This is a genomic window from Jongsikchunia kroppenstedtii DSM 45133 (assembly GCF_000380485.1).
Classification (GTDB): Bacteria; Actinomycetota; Actinomycetes; order Mycobacteriales; family Mycobacteriaceae; genus Jongsikchunia; species Jongsikchunia kroppenstedtii.
This window is the reverse complement of record NZ_AQYG01000046.1, coordinates 1-16816: the sequence shown is the minus strand read 5'-3', so window position 1 is coordinate 16816 and position 16816 is coordinate 1. Positions and strand designations below refer to the sequence as shown.

Here is a 16816-nt window from a genome sequence, read left to right as displayed (position 1 = left end):
GAATGCGCGCAAAGCGCGTGGCCGACGATTTCGTAACAAGTGTCGGCGGCAATGTCATCGAGCGCGAGCGAGCAGCGATTCCAGCAGTTCGACGCCGCGGAAGATGTCGCCCTCGGGGCGATCGGCGAGGTTGCCGGCGGCGAAAAGCGTGGCGTAGCCGTGCGACATCGACCAGCCCGTGATCACGAGGCTCGCGACGTCGGCGTCGGTGACGGTCTCGGGGTCGCGGGTACTGATGAGGCTCCTGCGCGCGGCACCGTAAAGGACGTCGAATGCCGCCGCCTTGGCCCGCTGAAGATCGGGGTCGCTGCTTCGCCAGAGGTCGGGCCGGAACATCACCTCGTAGAAGCCTCGGTTGTCGAGCGCGAACCGTACGTACTCCAGGCCTCCGGTCAGAAAAGCCCTCTCACCGGTCGAGGCGGGGCCGATCGTCTCCGCTGCGCGTCTGAATCCTTCCGCGGCAACAGCGGTGAACAGGCCGGTCTTGTCGACGAAGTAGTGGGCGAGGGCCGCGTGTGTGACGTCCGCCCGGCGGGCGATCCGACGCATGGACGCCGCCGAGATGCCGACCTCCTCGACCTCGGCGACGGCTGCGGCGACGGCGGCCGCGCGCAGGTTGCCATGGTGATACGGCTTGCGGGTGTCGGCGTCGGTCATCGTTTCAGAATACTGTCCGAACAATCTTTCCATTGATAAGTCCCCAGATCATCGTTAGTTTTACCAGTGGTAAGTTCGTTTCTGGGTGAGCGGAGAGTGCGCATGGAGTCGTTCGACGTGGTCGTGGTTGGCGGCCGGTGCGCGGGCTCGGCGCTCGCCATATACCTGGCGCGGGCGGGAGCGCGGGTCTGCCTTCTCGACAAGGCGAGGTTTCCGAGCGAGACGCCGTCGACCCACGTAATCCAGCCGCGGGGAGTCGAGATCCTGGACGACCTCGGGGTGCTGGATCCGGTGCTGGCCCGCGGCGCGGCGCGGCTCGACACTCTCAGCTTTGTGAACGACGACGTCCGGATCGACGCTGCCCTCCCGGAGGATTTGCGATGTCCAGGGCTGAATGTCCGGCGGACGGTACTCGATCACGCGCTGCAGCAGGCGGCCGCATCCGCGGGCGTCGAGGTGCGAACCGGATGCCGGGTGGCCGGCGTTCGGATGTCCGCCGACAGGGTGGTCGGCGTCGAGACCGCGACCGGGCCGATCGAGGCGGGGCTCGTGATCGGTGCGGATGGTCGGGGCTCGGTGGTGGCCAAATCCGTCGGCGCGCGCGAATATCTGGCGCGGCCGGCCGGCCGGATAGCGATCTGGGGGTACTTTGCGGCCGGTCCGCAGGAGCCCCGGATCCGCCTCGGCCGCAAAGGGGATCTTGGATTCCTGGCCAGTCCGACCGACTCGGGCCTGTACATGGCGGTGGTCGGCGTCGATTGCGACCGTGCGGGCGATTTCAATCGCGATCGCGAAGCCAATTTTCGCAACGCCCTGAAGTCCTGGCCCGAGCTCGACGACATCGTCCGGGGCGCCGAGCGTGATGGGCCCCTGCGCGTGATGGCCAACTGGCATAGCTACTTTCGCGAGTCCGCGGGGCCCGGCTGGGCGTTGGTCGGTGACGCCGGCCAGTTCAAGGACTTCTTCGCGGGACAGGGAATCTCCGACGCGCTGTGTCAGGCGAGGTCGCTGTCGGCGGCGATCGGGTCGGCGACCGGGTCGGCCCTCGCGCAGGACGAGGCCACGAAGAAATGGTGGCGCGCCCGCGACCGGAGCTCCTACGACATGTATTGGCTGGCAATGCAGCTGGGCCGGCCGGGAGCATCGTCGCCGTTGGTCAGCGAGGTCCTCCGGCGGATCGCCGACGACCCGACCGGAGGAGCGACGCTGCTGAAGGTGATCAACCGGGACGTTCCCTCGACCAAGCTGTTCACGACGCCTCGACTGCTCGCCGCGACGTTCACGACGCTCCGGAAGTACCCGCATCGGCGGCGGGAGACTCTGCGGGACATCCGCACCGAGCTCGCGGCGGAGATCGAGAAGCAGCGCGCCCGGATGCGGTCGAAGACGAGTGATGGCTGGTTGCCAGTCCCGGTCGGCGATGCTCGGTAGCATGCCGCGCATGCCCATCAAACTCGAGAATGTCGGTATCGCCGTCCGGGACATCGACGCAGCCATCGCCTTCTTCACCGACCTCGGACTCACTGTCCTGGGGCGCGACACCGTCAGCGGCGAGTGGACCGATACGGCGGTGGGTCTGGACGGCAACCACGCGAAGATCGCGATGCTGCAGACACCGGACGGGCAGGGTCGTCTCGAGCTCTTCGAATACATCCACCCCGACGCGATCGAGACCGAACCCACGCGTCCCAATGAGATCGGTATGCATCGGGTCGCGTTCTCGGTCGATGACATCGATGCCGCGCTCGCGATCGCCGCGCGGCATGGCTGCCATCCGCTGCGGGGCGTGGCCACGTATCAGGATGTCTACAAGCTCACGTACCTCCGTGGCCCCAGCGGCATCCTCGTGATGCTCGCGGAGGAGCTCACGAAGAGCTGACGTTCAGTCGCGATCCTCGGTCTGGCCGGCGCTCGGCGGGATGATGAACACCCGGTCGTCGGTCTTGCCCGGCTTTCCGTACTGCTTGTTGACGGTGGCGAAGACGAATCCGGCCTGACCCGCCGCGCCGCGACCGAGCGCGCCGAAGCGCTTCTCCAGCACCACCTTCGGCGCCTCCATGGTCGGATTCTTGTCGGTCGGCGGAACCAGCGATTCGATGCGCTGGGTCTTGGTCTCCGACACCATCACCGTGCCGCCGGCGGCGGCGCAACCCGCGACCCCGGGCTGATCCGGCCATGTCCACAGCACCTTCGGCGGACCGGTCACGCTGACATTCCCGGAGGCGGTGTCGGCATGCAGCGAAATCTGTTGCAGCCGATCGCCGCCCACGGCCTGATCGGAGATGTAGAAGTTGTCGGAATCGGCCTCCGGGCACATCGCCGGGGAGTTCCCCAGTCCCGAGACGAGGATCCGCGGCGGTGCCGGCGAGCCGACGTTGATCGACCCCAGGACCAGCATCTTGCCGGCCAACGAGCCCGGATCGTTTGCGGCGCCGGGGTTTCCGGCGTCGCCGGTCGCCACCACCAGCTGGTCGCCGACGAACATCATCGATCCCAGATTGCCGGTGGGGCCCTTCGGAATACCGGTGAGGATGGGCTTGGCGACATCGCCGGGCGCGATCCGAACGATCCGATTGTCGCTCGGCGTGGTGATGTACGCGTAGATCAGATGATCCTGACTGTAGGTCGGCGAGAACGCGAAATCCATCAGGCCGCCGTCGCCCGAGGCGTCGACATCGAACTGGGCCAGCGTCAACAGCTTCCAGGTTCCGGGCAGCGTCGAGAGCACCTTTCCGGTGGTGCGTTCGGCGACGAACGCGTCCTGCGCCGACGGGCCCGGATAGACCGCGGCGGTGCTTGCCAGGCAGGTGATGATGACGGTGTTGTCGGGATCGGCGCAGGGTCCCTTGTCGCGGGAGGTCGGCGGGGGCGGCGTCGGGGTCGCCGGTGCCTGTCCGCCCGAGAACTGCGGGGTGAAGGGGCCGGCCTCGCGCTCGTGGTCCTGCTTGCTGAAGCTGCACGCGCTGGTACTCACCAGGATGATCGTCAGCAGCGCCACGACGAGAGCGGTCAGTCGGGCGTTGCGCATGCCCGCCAGCCTACTGATGAGGCGCGCCGGGCCGGGTATCCGCTGTGTGGTCGATTGCGTCGTATGGTGCAGACGTGTGGAGTCGTAAAAGCGGGAAGGACAAGTCGGAGACCCCCGACGTGCCGGATTCGTCGACCGCGGGAAGCCCGTTCGACGAACCGACCGGAGCGCTGTCGGTACCAGGCAGTTCCGCCGATCAGCGGGATCAGGACGGGACGGACGAGGGCGATCTCGGTTTCACCCCGTACCGCCGGCCGCAGCCCCCGGCCGACCAGTCGACCGACGAGGCAACGCCGCCGCGCGGTGTCGAGCGGTCGACCGACGATGCCGAGGGTGCCACGACGGCGATCCCCAGCGGGACATCCGCCGATACGACCAGAATCTCGACCCCGGGCGGCATCGGCGACGAGGACACGGCGGCCATCCGGCGGGTCGATCCGGAAGCCGAGACTACCGGCATGCCGATCGACCGCGACGACTTCCACCGCGCATACGGCCGCCGGGAGCGCAGTCTCGAAGACCAGCCGTATGCCGACCCGGCCTCGGCGAGCTGGGCGGCCGACACCGCGGCGATCGACAACGACTGGGAGCCGGAACCGCGTGGCGCCGACCTCGACACCGGTCGCGGTCGGCTGGGGGACGAGCTCGACGCAGCGCGCAAGGCATCGCGGCGAGGCACGCAGGACCTGGGACTGCTGGTGCTGCGGTTGGCGGTCGGTGCGATCGGCGTCATCCACGGCACGCAGAAGCTGTTCGGCTGGTGGAGCGGCCCGCATTTGAGCGGCTTCCGCGATTTCCTGATCAACCAGCAGAACACCAACATCGGCTTCAATCACGACGCGGCCCGGACGCTGGCGACGATCGGCGCGCTGTCGGAGTCCGTCGGCGGCCTGCTACTGATCCTCGGACTGGCCACGCCGATCGCCGGCTCGGCGCTCCTCGGCACCTGGATCATCGCCGCCGCGTACAAGGCGACCCTGAGCGGGGGCGTCTGGTTCTTCGCGAGCGATCCGGTGCGTGACGGGCGCCCGCAGCACGGCGGCATCGAGTACGAGCTGCTGCTGTGCGCGGCCGCCGCCGCCGTCATCCTGACTGGTCCCGGGCGCATCTCGCTCGATTTCGGACGCGGGTGGGCGCGCCGGCCGTGGATCGGCTCCGTGGCCTGGCTGGTGGTGGCGATCGCCGCTGCCGCGGTCGTGTGGCTGCTGTTCAACGGCACCAATCCGTTCCACTCGCCGGGCAATCCCACCGGCTGACCTGGGTATCGGTCCGGTGACGGTTGTCTCATCAACTTGTGCGGACCGCGGTCCGTATAGGATCCTGATCGCATGACGAACCTCGACATCAAAGACCGCAATCTCGACATCGGGCTGGTCTTCCTGCGCATTCTGGTCGGTGCGTCGGCGATCTACCATGGCAGCCAGAAGCTCTTCGGCGCCTTCGGTGGCCCCGGCATCTCGAAGTTCACCGACATGATGGGTGGCAACTGGCGGGTTCCCGACCTCATGGCGACGCTGCTCGTCCTCGGCGAATTCTTCGGGGGAGTGGCGATCCTGCTGGGTCTGCTCACCCAGGTCGCGGCGGCCGGATTCCTCTCCGTGATGGTCGGCGCCTGGTTGACCAAACTGGGTATGGCGTCGAGCTACAACTTCGGCGATCTCGAGACCGAATGGCTGCTCGTCCTCGGCTCCTCGGCGCTCATCTTCACCGGCGCCGGCGCATTCGCCGCCGACGCTTTTCTCCCGTGGCGTGGTCGGCTGCGCAAGTTCGCGCCGTACCTCTTCGTCGGCTCCCTCGTGGTCATCACCCTGATCTGGCTGATCTTCAACAAGACCAACCCGCTCGACGCACCCAAGATGACGATGGGCTGATAGCGCGGTTCACACAGAGAGATCCGGCCCGGTCGACTACTCGACCGGGCCGGATCTCTCTGTGTATCAGCGCATTACGGCACCTGGCGGACAGCGCCTTTGTCTGCCGAGGTGGCGAGGGCAGCGTAGGCGCGCAGGGCCTTGGTGATGGGCCGCTGGCGGTTCTGCGGCTGCCAGGGGTGCTCCGAGGCCTCCATCTTGGCGCGCCGCTCGGCGAGCGTCGCGTCGTCGACGAGGACCTTCAGGGTGCGGGTCTTGACGTCGATCAGGATCTCGTCGCCGTTCTCCACGAGGCCGATGTCGCCGCCGGCCGCGGCTTCGGGGGAGGCGTGGCCGATGACCAGGCCCGACGATCCGCCGGAGAAACGGCCGTCGGTGACCAGCCCGCACTTCTTGCCCATGCCGGTGCCCTTCATGAACGCCGTCGGGTGCAGCATCTCCTGCATGCCGGGGCCGCCCGCGGGGCCCTCGTAGCGAATCACCAGCACCTCGCCGGCCTGCAGTTCCTTCGACAGGATCGCGTGCACGGCGTCCTCTTGGCTCTCGACGACGCGCGCCGGGCCCTGGAAGTGCCACAGCGACTCGTCGACACCGGCCGTCTTCAGGATGGCGCCGTTCTGCGCGAGGTTGCCGTGCAGGACGCACAGGCCGCCCTCGACGGTGTAGGCGTGCTCCTTGTCGCGGATGCAGCCGTCGGCGGCGTCGGTGTCCAGCGACTCCCAGCGGTTCGACGTCGAGAACGGCTCGGTGGTGCGGACACCGCCGGGGGCGGCGTGGAACAGTTCGATGGCCTCGTCGGTCGCGCTGCCGCTGCGGATGTCCCAGTCGGCCAGGTAGGCCTCGAGCGATGGTGCGTGCACCGGGTGGACGTTCCTGTTCAGCAGGCCCGCGCGATTGAGCTCACCGAGGATCGCGGGGATGCCGCCGGCCCGGTGGACGTGCTCCATGTAGTAGTTGGGCGAGTTCGGGGCAACCTTCGCCAGGCACGGGACGTTCCGCGAGACGCGGTCGATGTCGTGCAGGTCGAAGTCGACCTCGCCCTCCTGTGCCGCGGCCAGGATGTGCAGGACGGTGTTGGTGGATCCGCCCATGGCGACGTCGAGCGCCATCGCGTTCTCGAACGCCTCGCGGGTGGCGACGCCGCGCGGCAGGACCGATTCGTCGTCGTCCTTGTAGTACCGCTTGGCGATGTCGACGATCAGCTCGCCTGCCTTGGTGAACAGGCCGCGGCGCGCGGTCTGCGTGGCCAGGGTCGAGCCGTTGCCGGGCAGCGACAGACCGAGGGCCTCGGTGAGGCAGTTCATCGAGTTGGCGGTGAACATGCCCGAACAGGAACCGCAGGTGGGGCAGGCCGAACGCTCGACCTCGAGGAGCTCCTTGTCGTTGACATTGCTGTCAGCGGAGGCGGAGATCGCATCGATGAGGTCGGTGCCGGGGCGGACGACGCCGTTGATGACGACGGACGTGCCGGCCTCCATCGGGCCGCCGGAGACGAACACCGTCGGGATGTTGAGGCGCATCGCGGCGTTCAGCATTCCGGGGGTGATCTTGTCGCAATTGGAGATACACACCAGGGCGTCGGCGGTGTGCGCGTTCACCATGTACTCGACCGAATCGGCGATGATCTCGCGGCTGGGCAGCGAGTAGAGCATGCCGCCGTGGCCCATCGCGATGCCGTCGTCGACGGCGATGGTGTGGAATTCCTTGGCCACGCCGCCGGCGGCCACGACGGCCTCGGCGACGATCTCGCCGACGTTCTTCAGATGCACATGGCCCGGCACGAACTGGGTGTACGAATTGGCAATCGCCACAATGGGTTTGCCGAAATCGTCATCGGTCATTCCAGTGGCGCGCCAGAGGGCGCGGGCACCGGCGGCCTCGCGGCCGACGGTGGTTGTCCTGGACCGTAGCGGTGGCATCACAATCTCCTTTCCGCACCCGAGTGCGGCGGACAAACGACTACGTGCCGACGAAGGCGCGTAGGGGCTGGTAAATAGAGGTTACTCTGCGCGCAACGCGCAAATGCGGCCCGCGATTCCCGCGGCCGAACTGCCGTCAGGCGTCGTCGCCGCTCGCGTCGCGCTTTTCGATCGCCTCGCGGGCCGCTGCGTACGGGTCGGGGATGCGTCCGCGCGACGCCGACGACAGCAGCGGCATGTCGCGGAAGGTGATCGCCGGGAGCTTGACCTCCGTCTTGTCGACGAGGACCGCGCGCACCGCACCCCACTTGCGGAATTGCAGCCCGGTGATCTGATCCCACGTCACATCGCGGCGGCGGAAGGTCGATACCGCGGTGAGCCCGGTCTCGGTGATGACCGTCTTGAGCCGCAGCATCCAGGCGATCTGCAGCACCGGAAGGACAAAGAGCCAACCGAGATAGGCGACCGAGGCGCCGGCGACGATCCAGACGGCGAACAGCGTGAACCCGACCGAGAAGTACGAGAGCTTGGGGAGGCGGAAGGTCGCAGGCAGCGGTACCGGCGGCACCGACTCGTCTGCGGTGTCTGTGCCTTCACTGTTTGTGATGGTGTCGCCTTCCAGCTGCTCGTCCTGAGCTCGTTGGTCTTGATCAGTCGCCATGGACCGCCCTTTCACTAGCCGGTCCATTGTCGCACTTCCCAAATACTGGGATGCGGTCATCGCCAAGTTGACTTCCCGACCTGGTCAGACCTACCTTTGCAACGTGATGAACAAGGAGATTCTCGTACTCGGTCGGCGCGTCGTCGCCTGATCGGGTATCCCGACCTCCGAAAGCATCGACGCGCCACCCTCGACAGCAATTGCTGGCGGGGGTTTTTTGTTGTCCAGCCCCCGGGTCTGCCTCACAAGAGAATTCTTCTCGAGTGTCAGACCCGCAACCGAAGGGAACGTGCCGTGAGTGCACCAACCGCCCACCCGCCGGCGACGCCCAAGCCGGGCCAGTCGGCAGGTAGCGACCCGAAGTCCACGAATGCCGGCGGCGCACGCCCGGCTGCTGCGCGCACCGTCGCGCCGGAGCGATGCACGGGTGCGCAGGCGGTAGTCCGGTCGCTCGAGGAACTCGGCGTCGACGTGGTCTTCGGTCTCCCGGGCGGTGCGGTGCTGCCGGTCTACGACCCGCTGCTGGATTCGCAGAAGGTGCGCCACGTCCTGGTCCGTCACGAGCAGGGCGCGGGGCACGCGGCCACCGGCTACGCCCAGGCGACCGGCCGGGTCGGCGTCTGCATGGCCACCTCGGGTCCGGGTGCCACCAACCTGGTCACCCCGCTGGCGGATGCGCAGATGGACTCGGTCCCGGTCGTCGCGATCACCGGTCAGGTGCCGCGGTCGCTGATCGGCACCGATGGTTTCCAGGAGGCCGACATCTCCGGAATCACCATGCCGATCACCAAGCACAACTTCCTGGTCGGCTCGGGTGAGGAGATCCCGAAGGCGATCGCCGAGGCGTTCTATCTGGCCGAAAGCGGCCGTCCCGGAGCGGTTCTCGTCGATATCCCGAAGGACATCCTGCAGGCGCAGACCACGTTCTCGTGGCCGCCGCAGATCGACCTGCCCGGCTACCGGCCGGTCACCAAGCCGCACGGCAAGCAGGTTCGCGAGGCCGCCCGGCTGATCGCCGAGTCGACGTCCCCTGTCCTATACGTCGGCGGCGGCGTCATCAAGGCCGACGCATCGGACGAGCTGAGGGAGCTGGCCGAGCTGACCGGGATGCCGGTCGTCACCACGCTGATGGCCCGCGGCGCGTTCCCCGACAGCCATCGGCAGCATCTGGGCATGCCGGGTATGCACGGCACCGTCGCGGCGGTCGCCGCGCTGCAGAAGTCCGATCTGCTGGTCACGCTGGGCGCCCGTTTCGACGACCGGGTCACCGGTCAGCTCGATTCGTTCGCCCCCGATGCCAAGGTGATCCACGCCGATATCGACCCCGCGGAGATCGGCAAGAACCGCAGGGCCGACGTGCCGATCGTCGGCGACTGCAAGGCCGTCATCGGCGAGCTGGTGGAGGCGATCCGCAACGAGCGCGCGACCACCGCCCCGGCGCCCGACCTGACCGCATGGTGGGAGTACCTGGACGGGATTCGCAAGACCTATCCGCTCAGCTACGACCGCCCGAGCGACGGCATGTTGTCGCCGGAGTTCGTCATCGAGCAGGTCGGCAAGGCTGCCGGTCCCGACGCACTGTACTGCGCCGGTGTCGGCCAGCACCAGATGTGGGCCGCGCAGTTCGTCAGCTACGAGAACCCGCGCACCTGGCTCAACTCCGGTGGCCTGGGCACGATGGGCTACGCGGTCCCGGCCGCGATGGGCGCCAAGATGGGCCGGCCCGAGGCCGAGGTGTGGGCCATCGACGGCGACGGCTGTTTCCAGATGACCAACCAGGAACTGGCCACCTGCGCGATCGAGGGCATCCCGATCAAGGTCGCGCTGATCAACAATGGCAACCTGGGCATGGTGCGGCAGTGGCAGACCCTCTTCTACGAGGAGCGCTACTCCAACACCGATCTGGCCACGCACTCGCGGATGATCCCGGACTTCGTCAAGCTGTCCGAGGCGCTGGGATGCGTCGCATTCCGTTGCGAGCGTGAGGAAGACGTTGCCGAGGTGCTCGCCCAGGCGCGTGAGATCAACGACCGTCCGGTCGTCATCGACTTCATCGTCGGCGCCGACGCCCAGGTCTGGCCGATGGTCGCCGCGGGCACCAGCAACGACGAGATCATGGCGGCCCAGAACATCCGGCCGCTGTTCGACGAGGACGAGGCGCCGGCGAATATTCACGCGACGGCGCACGTCGCGCGCACCGATGATGCCGGCCAGCCGGCCGGGGAGGAAGCAGACCAGTGAGCAGTACCCATACGCTGAGCGTGCTCGTCGAGGACCGGCCGGGCGTCCTGGCGCGTGTGTCCGCACTGTTCTCCCGACGTGGCTACAACATCATGTCGCTGGCCGTCGGTGCCACCGAGATCAAGGGCGTCTCGCGGATGACGATCGTCGTCGCGGTCGAGGACTTCCCGCTCGAGCAGGTCACCAAACAGCTCAACAAGCTGATCAACGTGCTCAAGATCGTCGAGCAGGATCCGGAGGCGTCGGTCGCCCGCGAGCTGATGCTGATCAAGGTGCGCGCCGACGCGAGCACCCGCAACGAGGTCATCGACATCGTGAATCTGTTCCGTGCCAAGGTGATTGACGTCTCGCCCGAGTCGATCACGATCGAGGCCACCGGTACCGCCGACAAGCTGGAGGCGCAGCTGCGGATGCTCGATCCGTATGGCATCCGGGAGATCGCGCAGTCCGGCGTCGTGGCGCTCGGTCGCGGGCCGAAGAACATGTCAGCGACTCGCTAGGCGCCGGGAGCGAAGCGAGCGGGCCTGATGTAACAGACCGCGAATTCCTATACACCAATGATTTTCAACTAGAAGGGAACAACAAAGTGGCAGTCGAGATGTTCTACGACGACGACGCCGATCTGTCGATCATCCAGGGCCGCAAGGTCGCAGTGATCGGTTACGGGAGCCAGGGGCACGCGCATTCGCTGAGCCTGCGTGACTCGGGCGTCGACGTGCGTATCGGCCTGAAGGAAGGGTCGAAGTCGCGGGAGAAGGCGCAGGAGGCCGGTCTGCAGGTCGGTACCCCGGCCGAGGTCGCCGAGTGGGCCGACGTGATCATGGTGCTGGCCCCGGACACCGCGCAGGCCTCGATCTTCAAGGCGGACATCGAGCCGAACCTGAAGGACGGCGACGCGCTGTTCTTCGGCCACGGCCTGAACATCCACTTCAAGCTCATCGAGGCGCCGGCCAACGTCACCGTCGGCATGGTCGCCCCGAAGGGCCCCGGCCACCTCGTGCGCCGGCAGTTCGTCGACGGCAAGGGCGTTCCCGCCCTGATCGCCATCGACCAGGACCCGACCGGCGAGGGCCAGGCGCTGGCGCTGTCGTATGCCAAGGGCATCGGTGGTACCCGTGCGGGCGTCATCAAGACCACCTTCAAGGAAGAGACTGAGACCGACCTGTTCGGTGAGCAGGCCGTGCTCTGCGGTGGCACCGAGGAGCTGGTGAAGACCGGCTTCGAGGTCATGGTGGAGGCCGGCTACGCGCCGGAGATGGCCTACTTCGAGGTGTTGCACGAGCTCAAGCTGATCGTCGACCTCATGTACGAGGGCGGTATCGCGCGGATGAACTACTCGGTCTCCGACACCGCCGAGTTCGGCGGCTACCTGTCGGGCCCGCGGGTCATCGACGCCGACACCAAGGAGCGCATGCGCGCGATCCTGACCGACATCCAGGACGGCACCTTCGTCAAGCGCCTGGTCGCCAACGTCGAGGGCGGCAACAAGGAGCTCGAGGGTCTGCGCAAGGAGAACGCCGAGCATCCGATCGAGGTCACCGGCAAGAAGCTGCGCGATCTGATGAGCTGGGTCGACCGGCCGATCACCGAGACTGCCTAGTCTGCAGCCGAAGACGGCGGCCCCGAACGGTAATTCGTTCGGGGCCGCCGTCTTTCGTATCGCTGTAAACGAAAATCCGCGCCACTCATGCGGATCCGCGCCGGTTGCAACTGGCACGGATCCACGCAAGCGGCGCGGATTTCGGAAGCCGGAGGCGCTAGGCCACGCGGTAGCCGCGGATCCCGTGGGCGCCCATGTCGCCGAGGATCGGACCGATATTGGTGCCGGTCTCCGGGCCGAAGCAGCCGACGAAGTAGAACGCGTTGACCATGCCGATCAGCTGGTTGCCGACGACCACCGGGCTGCCGGAGTCGCCGTGATCGACGCACATCTGGGTGTAGTGGGCCGTGCCGTCCGAGAACCAGGTGATGCCGCAGGTGTTGCCGGTGGACCGGCCGGTCTTGCAGGCGATCGCGGGGAACTGCGGCTGGTTGGCGTTGATCCCGGCGATGGTGATGCCGCCCACGGTGCGCAGCGGGGCGACCTTCGACTTGTCGAAGTCGATCACCGCGTAGTCGAGGTTGCTGTTGGAGTAGCGGACCCGGCCGACCTGGCCGGCGCCGGGCTTGTACTCGGCGAAGACGGCACTGCCCGCGTTGCCACAGTGGCCGGCCGTGAGGCCGATGAGCCGCCCGCTGCTGTCGTGGCCGATGGTGGTCAGGGTGCAGGCGAGGTCATCGGTCTGGTCGAGGGGCAGCAGGATGCCCGAACCGCCGCCGATTGCCACCGACGGTGCGGCGGTGGCCGTGCCTGCGCCGAACGCGAGCGAGACGCTCGCGGCGATTGCGGCGACGACGGCCAGGACGGCTGACAGTTTGGTGCGCATGTAGTCCTTCGAATCTATTGAGGCTGCACGAGGTGCAGTCGGTGCGGTGCTGAGGATACCGGCGAGACGGCCGGTCCGCCCGGAGAGTGATGTGCGATCGGCGTAATTAGTTCCCGAGTCGTTATGTCCCGATGGGCCGGAATCCGACAAGTGACCCGTTGCGCCCGGCGTTGCTCAGGATGGTCCCGATATTGGTGCCGGTTTCCGGGGTGATGCAGGCCAGCACGGCGAATCCGGTGACCATTCCGACGAGGCGATCTCCGGCCACCACGGGGGCTCCGGTGTCGCCGGGTGCGACGCACAGCTGGGTGGTGTGGCCGACGGCGTCCGACTGCCAGGTCCACGCGCAGTTGGTGCCCATGGTGCGGCCGGTCTTGCAGACGATCTGGCCGGGTCCCGGTGCGGGATCGATACCGCGGATGGTGATCCCGCCGACGCTGTTGACCGGAATGACCACGTTGGGATCGAACTTGATCACCGCATAGTTCAGCACCGGGTTGGAGTAGGTGATGACGCCGATGCGGCCGCGGTCCTGCCAGACCTCGGAGAGCACGCGCTGGCCGGCGCCGCCGCAGCGGGCGCCCGTCAACCCGACCAGGTCGCCGGCCGCGTCGTGGCCGATGGTGGCCACCGTGCAGGCGTTGGTGTAGTTGGAACCGTGCGTGATGAGGATCCCGGACCCGCCGCCGATCGGGATCGGCCCGCCGGCGGCCGCGGCCGAACCGCTGCCGAGCAGGATCGTGGTGGCGCCGACCACGGATGCGGCCGCGAGAAGCCCAATCCGCTTCATCGCTCCGCGCTTGATGATCGTGGACAGCATCTTGTCGTATACCTCTAATCCGTCGGGGCCGGCGGCACAAGCAGTAAGCAATCTAGCGGTAACGCACGTCACATTTCCACTTCACTGGAGCGGATGCTGTCATCGCGGCTGGTGGGAGTGACGACGGCGCGGATATCGGCGCGTCCCCGAACACACCGGGCGGGCAGAGCCCGGGGGATGGCCGACCACTACACTCAGGGGCGGCCGGAGCGGACTCAACGACGAGACCTGGGCCGTATTTCACCGCATTCGCTGATCACAGGAGAACCTATCGTGAGCCGCCCCGTCGTGTTGATTGCCGACAAGCTGGCCGAGTCCACCGTCGCCGCCCTGGGAGACGACGTCGAGGTGCGGTGGGTCGATGGCCCGGACCGGCCGAAGTTGCTCGAGGCCGTCGCCGATGTCGATGCGATCCTGGTCCGCTCGGCGACCACGGTCGATGCCGAGGTCCTTGCCGCGGCGCCGAAGCTGAAGATCGTCGCCCGCGCCGGCGTCGGGCTCGATAATGTGGATGTGCCCGCGGCCACCGCGCGCGGCGTCATCGTCGTGAACGCCCCGACGTCCAATATCCACACCGCCGCCGAGCACGCCGTCGCGCTGCTGCTGTCGGCCGTGCGGCAGATCCCCGCCGCCGACGCGACCCTGCGCGAGCACACCTGGCAGCGCTCGAAGTTCAACGGCGTCGAGATCTTCGGCAAGACCGTGGGCGTCGTCGGCCTGGGCCGGATCGGCCAGCTGGTCGCCGCGCGCCTCGCCGCCTTCGAAACGCAGATCATCGCGTATGACCCCTATGTCTCCCCGGCCAAGGCCGCGCAGCTGGGCATCGAGCTGGTGACGCTGGACGAATTGCTCTCGCGCGCCGACATGTTCACCATCCACCTGCCGAAGACCCCGGAGACCGCCGGCCTGATCGGCGCCGAGCAGCTGGCCAAGACCAAGCCGGGCGTCGTCGTCGTGAACGCCGCCCGCGGTGGACTGATCGACGAGCAGGCGCTCGCCGACGCCATCAAGAGCGGCCAGGTCCGCGCCGCCGGCCTGGACGTGTTCGCGACCGAGCCGTGCACCGACAGCCCGCTGTTCGAGCTGCCCGAGGTCGTCGTGACCCCGCACCTCGGCGCATCCACCAGCGAGGCGCAGGACCGCGCCGGCACCGACGTCGCCAAGAGCGTTCGCCTGGCGCTGGCCGGCCAGTTCGTGCCGGACGCCGTCAACATCGCCGGCGGCACCGTCGACGACGAGGTCGCCCCGTGGCTCGAGCTGGTGCGCCGCCTGGGCGTGCTGGCCGGTGCACTCGCCGGCCAGGCCCCGACCTCACTGACGGTCGAGGCTCGCGGCGAACTCGCGGCCCGCAACGTCGACGTGCTCGGTCTCGCCGCCGTTCGCGGTCTGTTCACGGCCGTCATCGATGATCCGGTGACCTTCGTCAACGCCCCGAACATCGCCGAGGAGCGCGGCGTGACCATCGAGGTCAACACCGCCCCGGAAAGCCCGAACCACCGCAGCCTGGTCGACCTGAAGGTCGTCTTCGCCGACGGTTCGACGCAGAACGTGGCCGGCACGCTGAGCGGCCCGGCCGAGGTGGAGAAGATCGTCAACATCAACGGCCGCAACTTCGATCTGCGTGCGCAGGGCCGCAACCTGGTCGTCAGCTACGGCGACAAGCCCGGCACGCTCGGCAAGATCGCCACGCTGCTCGGTGACGCCGGAATCGACATCCAGGCCGCCGGCCTGTCGCAGGACGCCGAGGGCGACGGTGCGACCGTGCTGCTGCGCGTCGACCGCGAGGCGCCCGTCGATGTGGTCGCCGCAGTCGGAAATGCCGTGTCCGCCAGCCTGATCGAGCAGGTGGACCTGTCGTGAAGCTCGCTGTCATTCCGGGTGACGGAATCGGGCCGGAGGTCATCGCCGAGGCGCTCGCCGTCCTCGACACCGTCAAGCCGGGCGTGGAGAAGACCGAATTCGATTTCGGTGCACGGCGTTACCACGGCAGCGGCGAGCTGCTGTCCGACGCCGACCTGGACGCCTTGCGCGACCACGACGCAATCCTGTTGGGCGCCATCGGCGATCCGTCGGTGCCGCCGGGCGTCCTGGAACGCGGGTTCCTGCTGGACCTGCGGTTCGCGCTCGATCATCACGTGAATCTGCGGCCGAGTCGGCTGTACCCGGGCGTGCAGTCGCCGCTGGCCGGCAACCCGGAGATCGACTTCGTCGTCGTCCGCGAGGGCACCGAGGGTCCGTATACCGGCAACGGCGGCGCGATCCGCGTCGGCACGCCGCATGAGGTGGCCACCGAGGTCAGCGTCAACACCCGATTCGGCATCGAGCGGGTGGTGCGCAACGCATTCGAGCGGGCGCAGCAGCGTCGCAAGAAGCTGACGCTGGTGCACAAGACCAACGTTCTCGGGTTCGCCGGCTCCATGTGGCAGCGCACCGTCAACGAGGTCGGCACCGAATTCCCGGATGTGGCAACCGATTACTGCCACATCGACGCGGCGACCATCTACCTGGTCACCGACCCGGGCCGGTTCGACGTCATCGTGACCGACAATCTCTTCGGCGACATCATCACCGATATCGCAGCGGCGGTCAGTGGCGGCATCGGCCTGGCCGCATCGGGCAACATCGATGCGACCGGCACCAACCCGTCGATGTTCGAGCCGGTGCACGGCAGCGCCCCCGACATTGCCGGGCAGGGCAAGGCCGACCCGACGGCCGCGATCCTCTCCGTCGCGCTGCTCCTGCGCAACCAGGGCGACGACGCGGCGGCCGAGCGCGTGGAGAGCGCCGTGGCGGCGGACCTGGCGTCCCGGGGCGACTCGACCGCCAGCACGTCGGAGATCGGCGCCCGGATCCGCGCGGCGCTCTGATTCCGCGACCGGACCGTCAGGTTCGCCGAGCGGACACTCACGTTCGTCGAGTGGACATTTACGCGCGCCGAGTGGACATTTACGCGCGCCGAGTGGACATTTACGCGCGCCGAGTGGACATTTACGCGCGCCGAGTGGACAACTGTTTGCATTGAGCGGGCATTCGATCAATCGAATGTCCGCTCAATGCGTTTCACGGTCCACTCGATGAACCTGACGGTCCACTCGGCGAACGTGAGTGTCCGCTCGGCGGTCAGTCGGCCGTCGAGACCGGTTCGGGCTCGCGGTGCGCCTGGTCGCGGGGGACCAGCGGGATGGCGATCAGG

Annotated in this window: 15 protein-coding genes; 9 read left to right on the top strand and 6 right to left on the bottom strand. The window is 67.6% G+C overall.

The features are described 5' to 3' along the window. Positions 1 to 54: 54 nt before the first annotated feature. Positions 55 to 657 (bottom strand): TetR/AcrR family transcriptional regulator, encoded by a 603-nt coding sequence (locus tag G341_RS0109820; RefSeq protein WP_018178960.1) that lies wholly within the window; start codon positions 655 to 657, stop codon positions 55 to 57. Between the two features lie 102 nt (positions 658 to 759). Between G341_RS0109820 and G341_RS21665 the strand changes: the two genes are divergently transcribed. Further along, on the top strand, positions 760 to 2088 hold the full coding sequence (locus G341_RS21665) for an NAD(P)/FAD-dependent oxidoreductase (protein ID WP_018178959.1): 1329 nt from the start codon (positions 760 to 762) through the stop codon (positions 2086 to 2088). Positions 2089 to 2098: 10 nt separating this feature from the next. Then, a complete protein-coding gene (locus G341_RS0109810; protein ID WP_026303478.1) occupies positions 2099 to 2536 on the top strand; it encodes a VOC family protein in 438 nt (145 codons plus the stop codon). Between the two features lie 3 nt (positions 2537 to 2539). On the opposite strand, the gene G341_RS0109805 is transcribed toward G341_RS0109810, so the two are convergent. Beyond that, positions 2540 to 3685 (bottom strand): PQQ-dependent sugar dehydrogenase, encoded by a 1146-nt coding sequence (locus G341_RS0109805; protein ID WP_018178957.1) that lies wholly within the window; start codon positions 3683 to 3685, stop codon positions 2540 to 2542. A 74-nt stretch (positions 3686 to 3759) separates the two neighbouring features. On the opposite strand from G341_RS0109805, the gene G341_RS0109800 reads away from it, so the two are divergent. Both G341_RS0109800 and G341_RS21660 read left to right on the top strand, forming a co-directional pair. Further along, positions 3760 to 4941: a DoxX family protein gene (locus G341_RS0109800; protein ID WP_026303477.1), complete on the top strand. Its 1182-nt coding sequence runs from the start codon at positions 3760 to 3762 to the stop codon at positions 4939 to 4941. A 72-nt stretch (positions 4942 to 5013) separates the two neighbouring features. Continuing rightward, positions 5014 to 5556, top strand: a complete 543-nt coding sequence (locus G341_RS21660) for a DoxX family protein (RefSeq protein WP_018178955.1) — start codon at positions 5014 to 5016, stop codon at positions 5554 to 5556. 74 nt (positions 5557 to 5630) lie between these two features. Here G341_RS21660 and ilvD read toward each other — a convergent pair whose 3' ends face one another. Both ilvD and G341_RS21655 read right to left on the bottom strand, forming a co-directional pair. Continuing rightward, the gene (gene ilvD / locus G341_RS0109790; protein WP_026303476.1) at positions 5631 to 7475 is read right to left on the bottom strand and encodes a dihydroxy-acid dehydratase; all 1845 of its coding nucleotides are present in this window, start codon (positions 7473 to 7475) and stop codon (positions 5631 to 5633) included. Positions 7476 to 7611: 136 nt separating this feature from the next. Then, positions 7612 to 8136, bottom strand: a complete 525-nt coding sequence (locus G341_RS21655) for a PH domain-containing protein (protein WP_018178953.1) — start codon at positions 8134 to 8136, stop codon at positions 7612 to 7614. Between the two features lie 294 nt (positions 8137 to 8430). On the opposite strand from G341_RS21655, the gene G341_RS0109780 reads away from it, so the two are divergent. The 3 genes from G341_RS0109780 to ilvC all read left to right on the top strand — a co-directional run bounded on the left by G341_RS0109780 (position 8431) and on the right by ilvC (position 11977). Continuing rightward, entirely contained in the window at positions 8431 to 10377 is a 1947-nt protein-coding gene (locus G341_RS0109780) for an acetolactate synthase large subunit (RefSeq protein ID WP_018178952.1), read from the top strand. Then, complete coding sequence (gene ilvN / locus G341_RS0109775) at positions 10374 to 10877, top strand: acetolactate synthase small subunit (RefSeq protein ID WP_018178951.1); 504 nt, start codon at positions 10374 to 10376, stop codon at positions 10875 to 10877. Before G341_RS0109780 ends, ilvN begins: the two co-directional genes overlap by 4 nt. Positions 10878 to 10975: 98 nt before the next feature. After that, positions 10976 to 11977 (top strand): ketol-acid reductoisomerase, encoded by a 1002-nt coding sequence (gene ilvC / locus G341_RS0109770; RefSeq protein WP_187329176.1) that lies wholly within the window; start codon positions 10976 to 10978, stop codon positions 11975 to 11977. 157 nt (positions 11978 to 12134) lie between these two features. Here ilvC and G341_RS0109765 read toward each other — a convergent pair whose 3' ends face one another. Both G341_RS0109765 and G341_RS0109760 read right to left on the bottom strand, forming a co-directional pair. Then, positions 12135 to 12803, bottom strand: coding sequence for a chymotrypsin family serine protease (locus G341_RS0109765; RefSeq protein WP_018178949.1), 669 nt, complete (start codon positions 12801 to 12803; stop codon positions 12135 to 12137). A gap of 121 nt (positions 12804 to 12924) precedes the next feature. Further along, a complete protein-coding gene (locus G341_RS0109760; RefSeq protein ID WP_018178948.1) occupies positions 12925 to 13623 on the bottom strand; it encodes a chymotrypsin family serine protease in 699 nt (232 codons plus the stop codon). 273 nt (positions 13624 to 13896) lie between these two features. Here G341_RS0109760 and serA point away from each other — a divergent pair, with 273 nt between their 5' ends. Beyond that, positions 13897 to 15483 carry a phosphoglycerate dehydrogenase gene (gene serA / locus G341_RS0109755; RefSeq protein WP_245556958.1) on the top strand — a complete coding sequence of 529 codons (1587 nt, stop codon included), beginning with the start codon at positions 13897 to 13899 and terminating at the stop codon, positions 15481 to 15483. Continuing rightward, positions 15480 to 16490 (top strand): 3-isopropylmalate dehydrogenase, encoded by a 1011-nt coding sequence (locus tag G341_RS0109750; protein ID WP_018178946.1) that lies wholly within the window; start codon positions 15480 to 15482, stop codon positions 16488 to 16490. The genes serA and G341_RS0109750 overlap by 4 nt, the downstream gene beginning before the upstream one ends. The last annotated feature ends 326 nt before the right edge of the window (positions 16491 to 16816 follow it).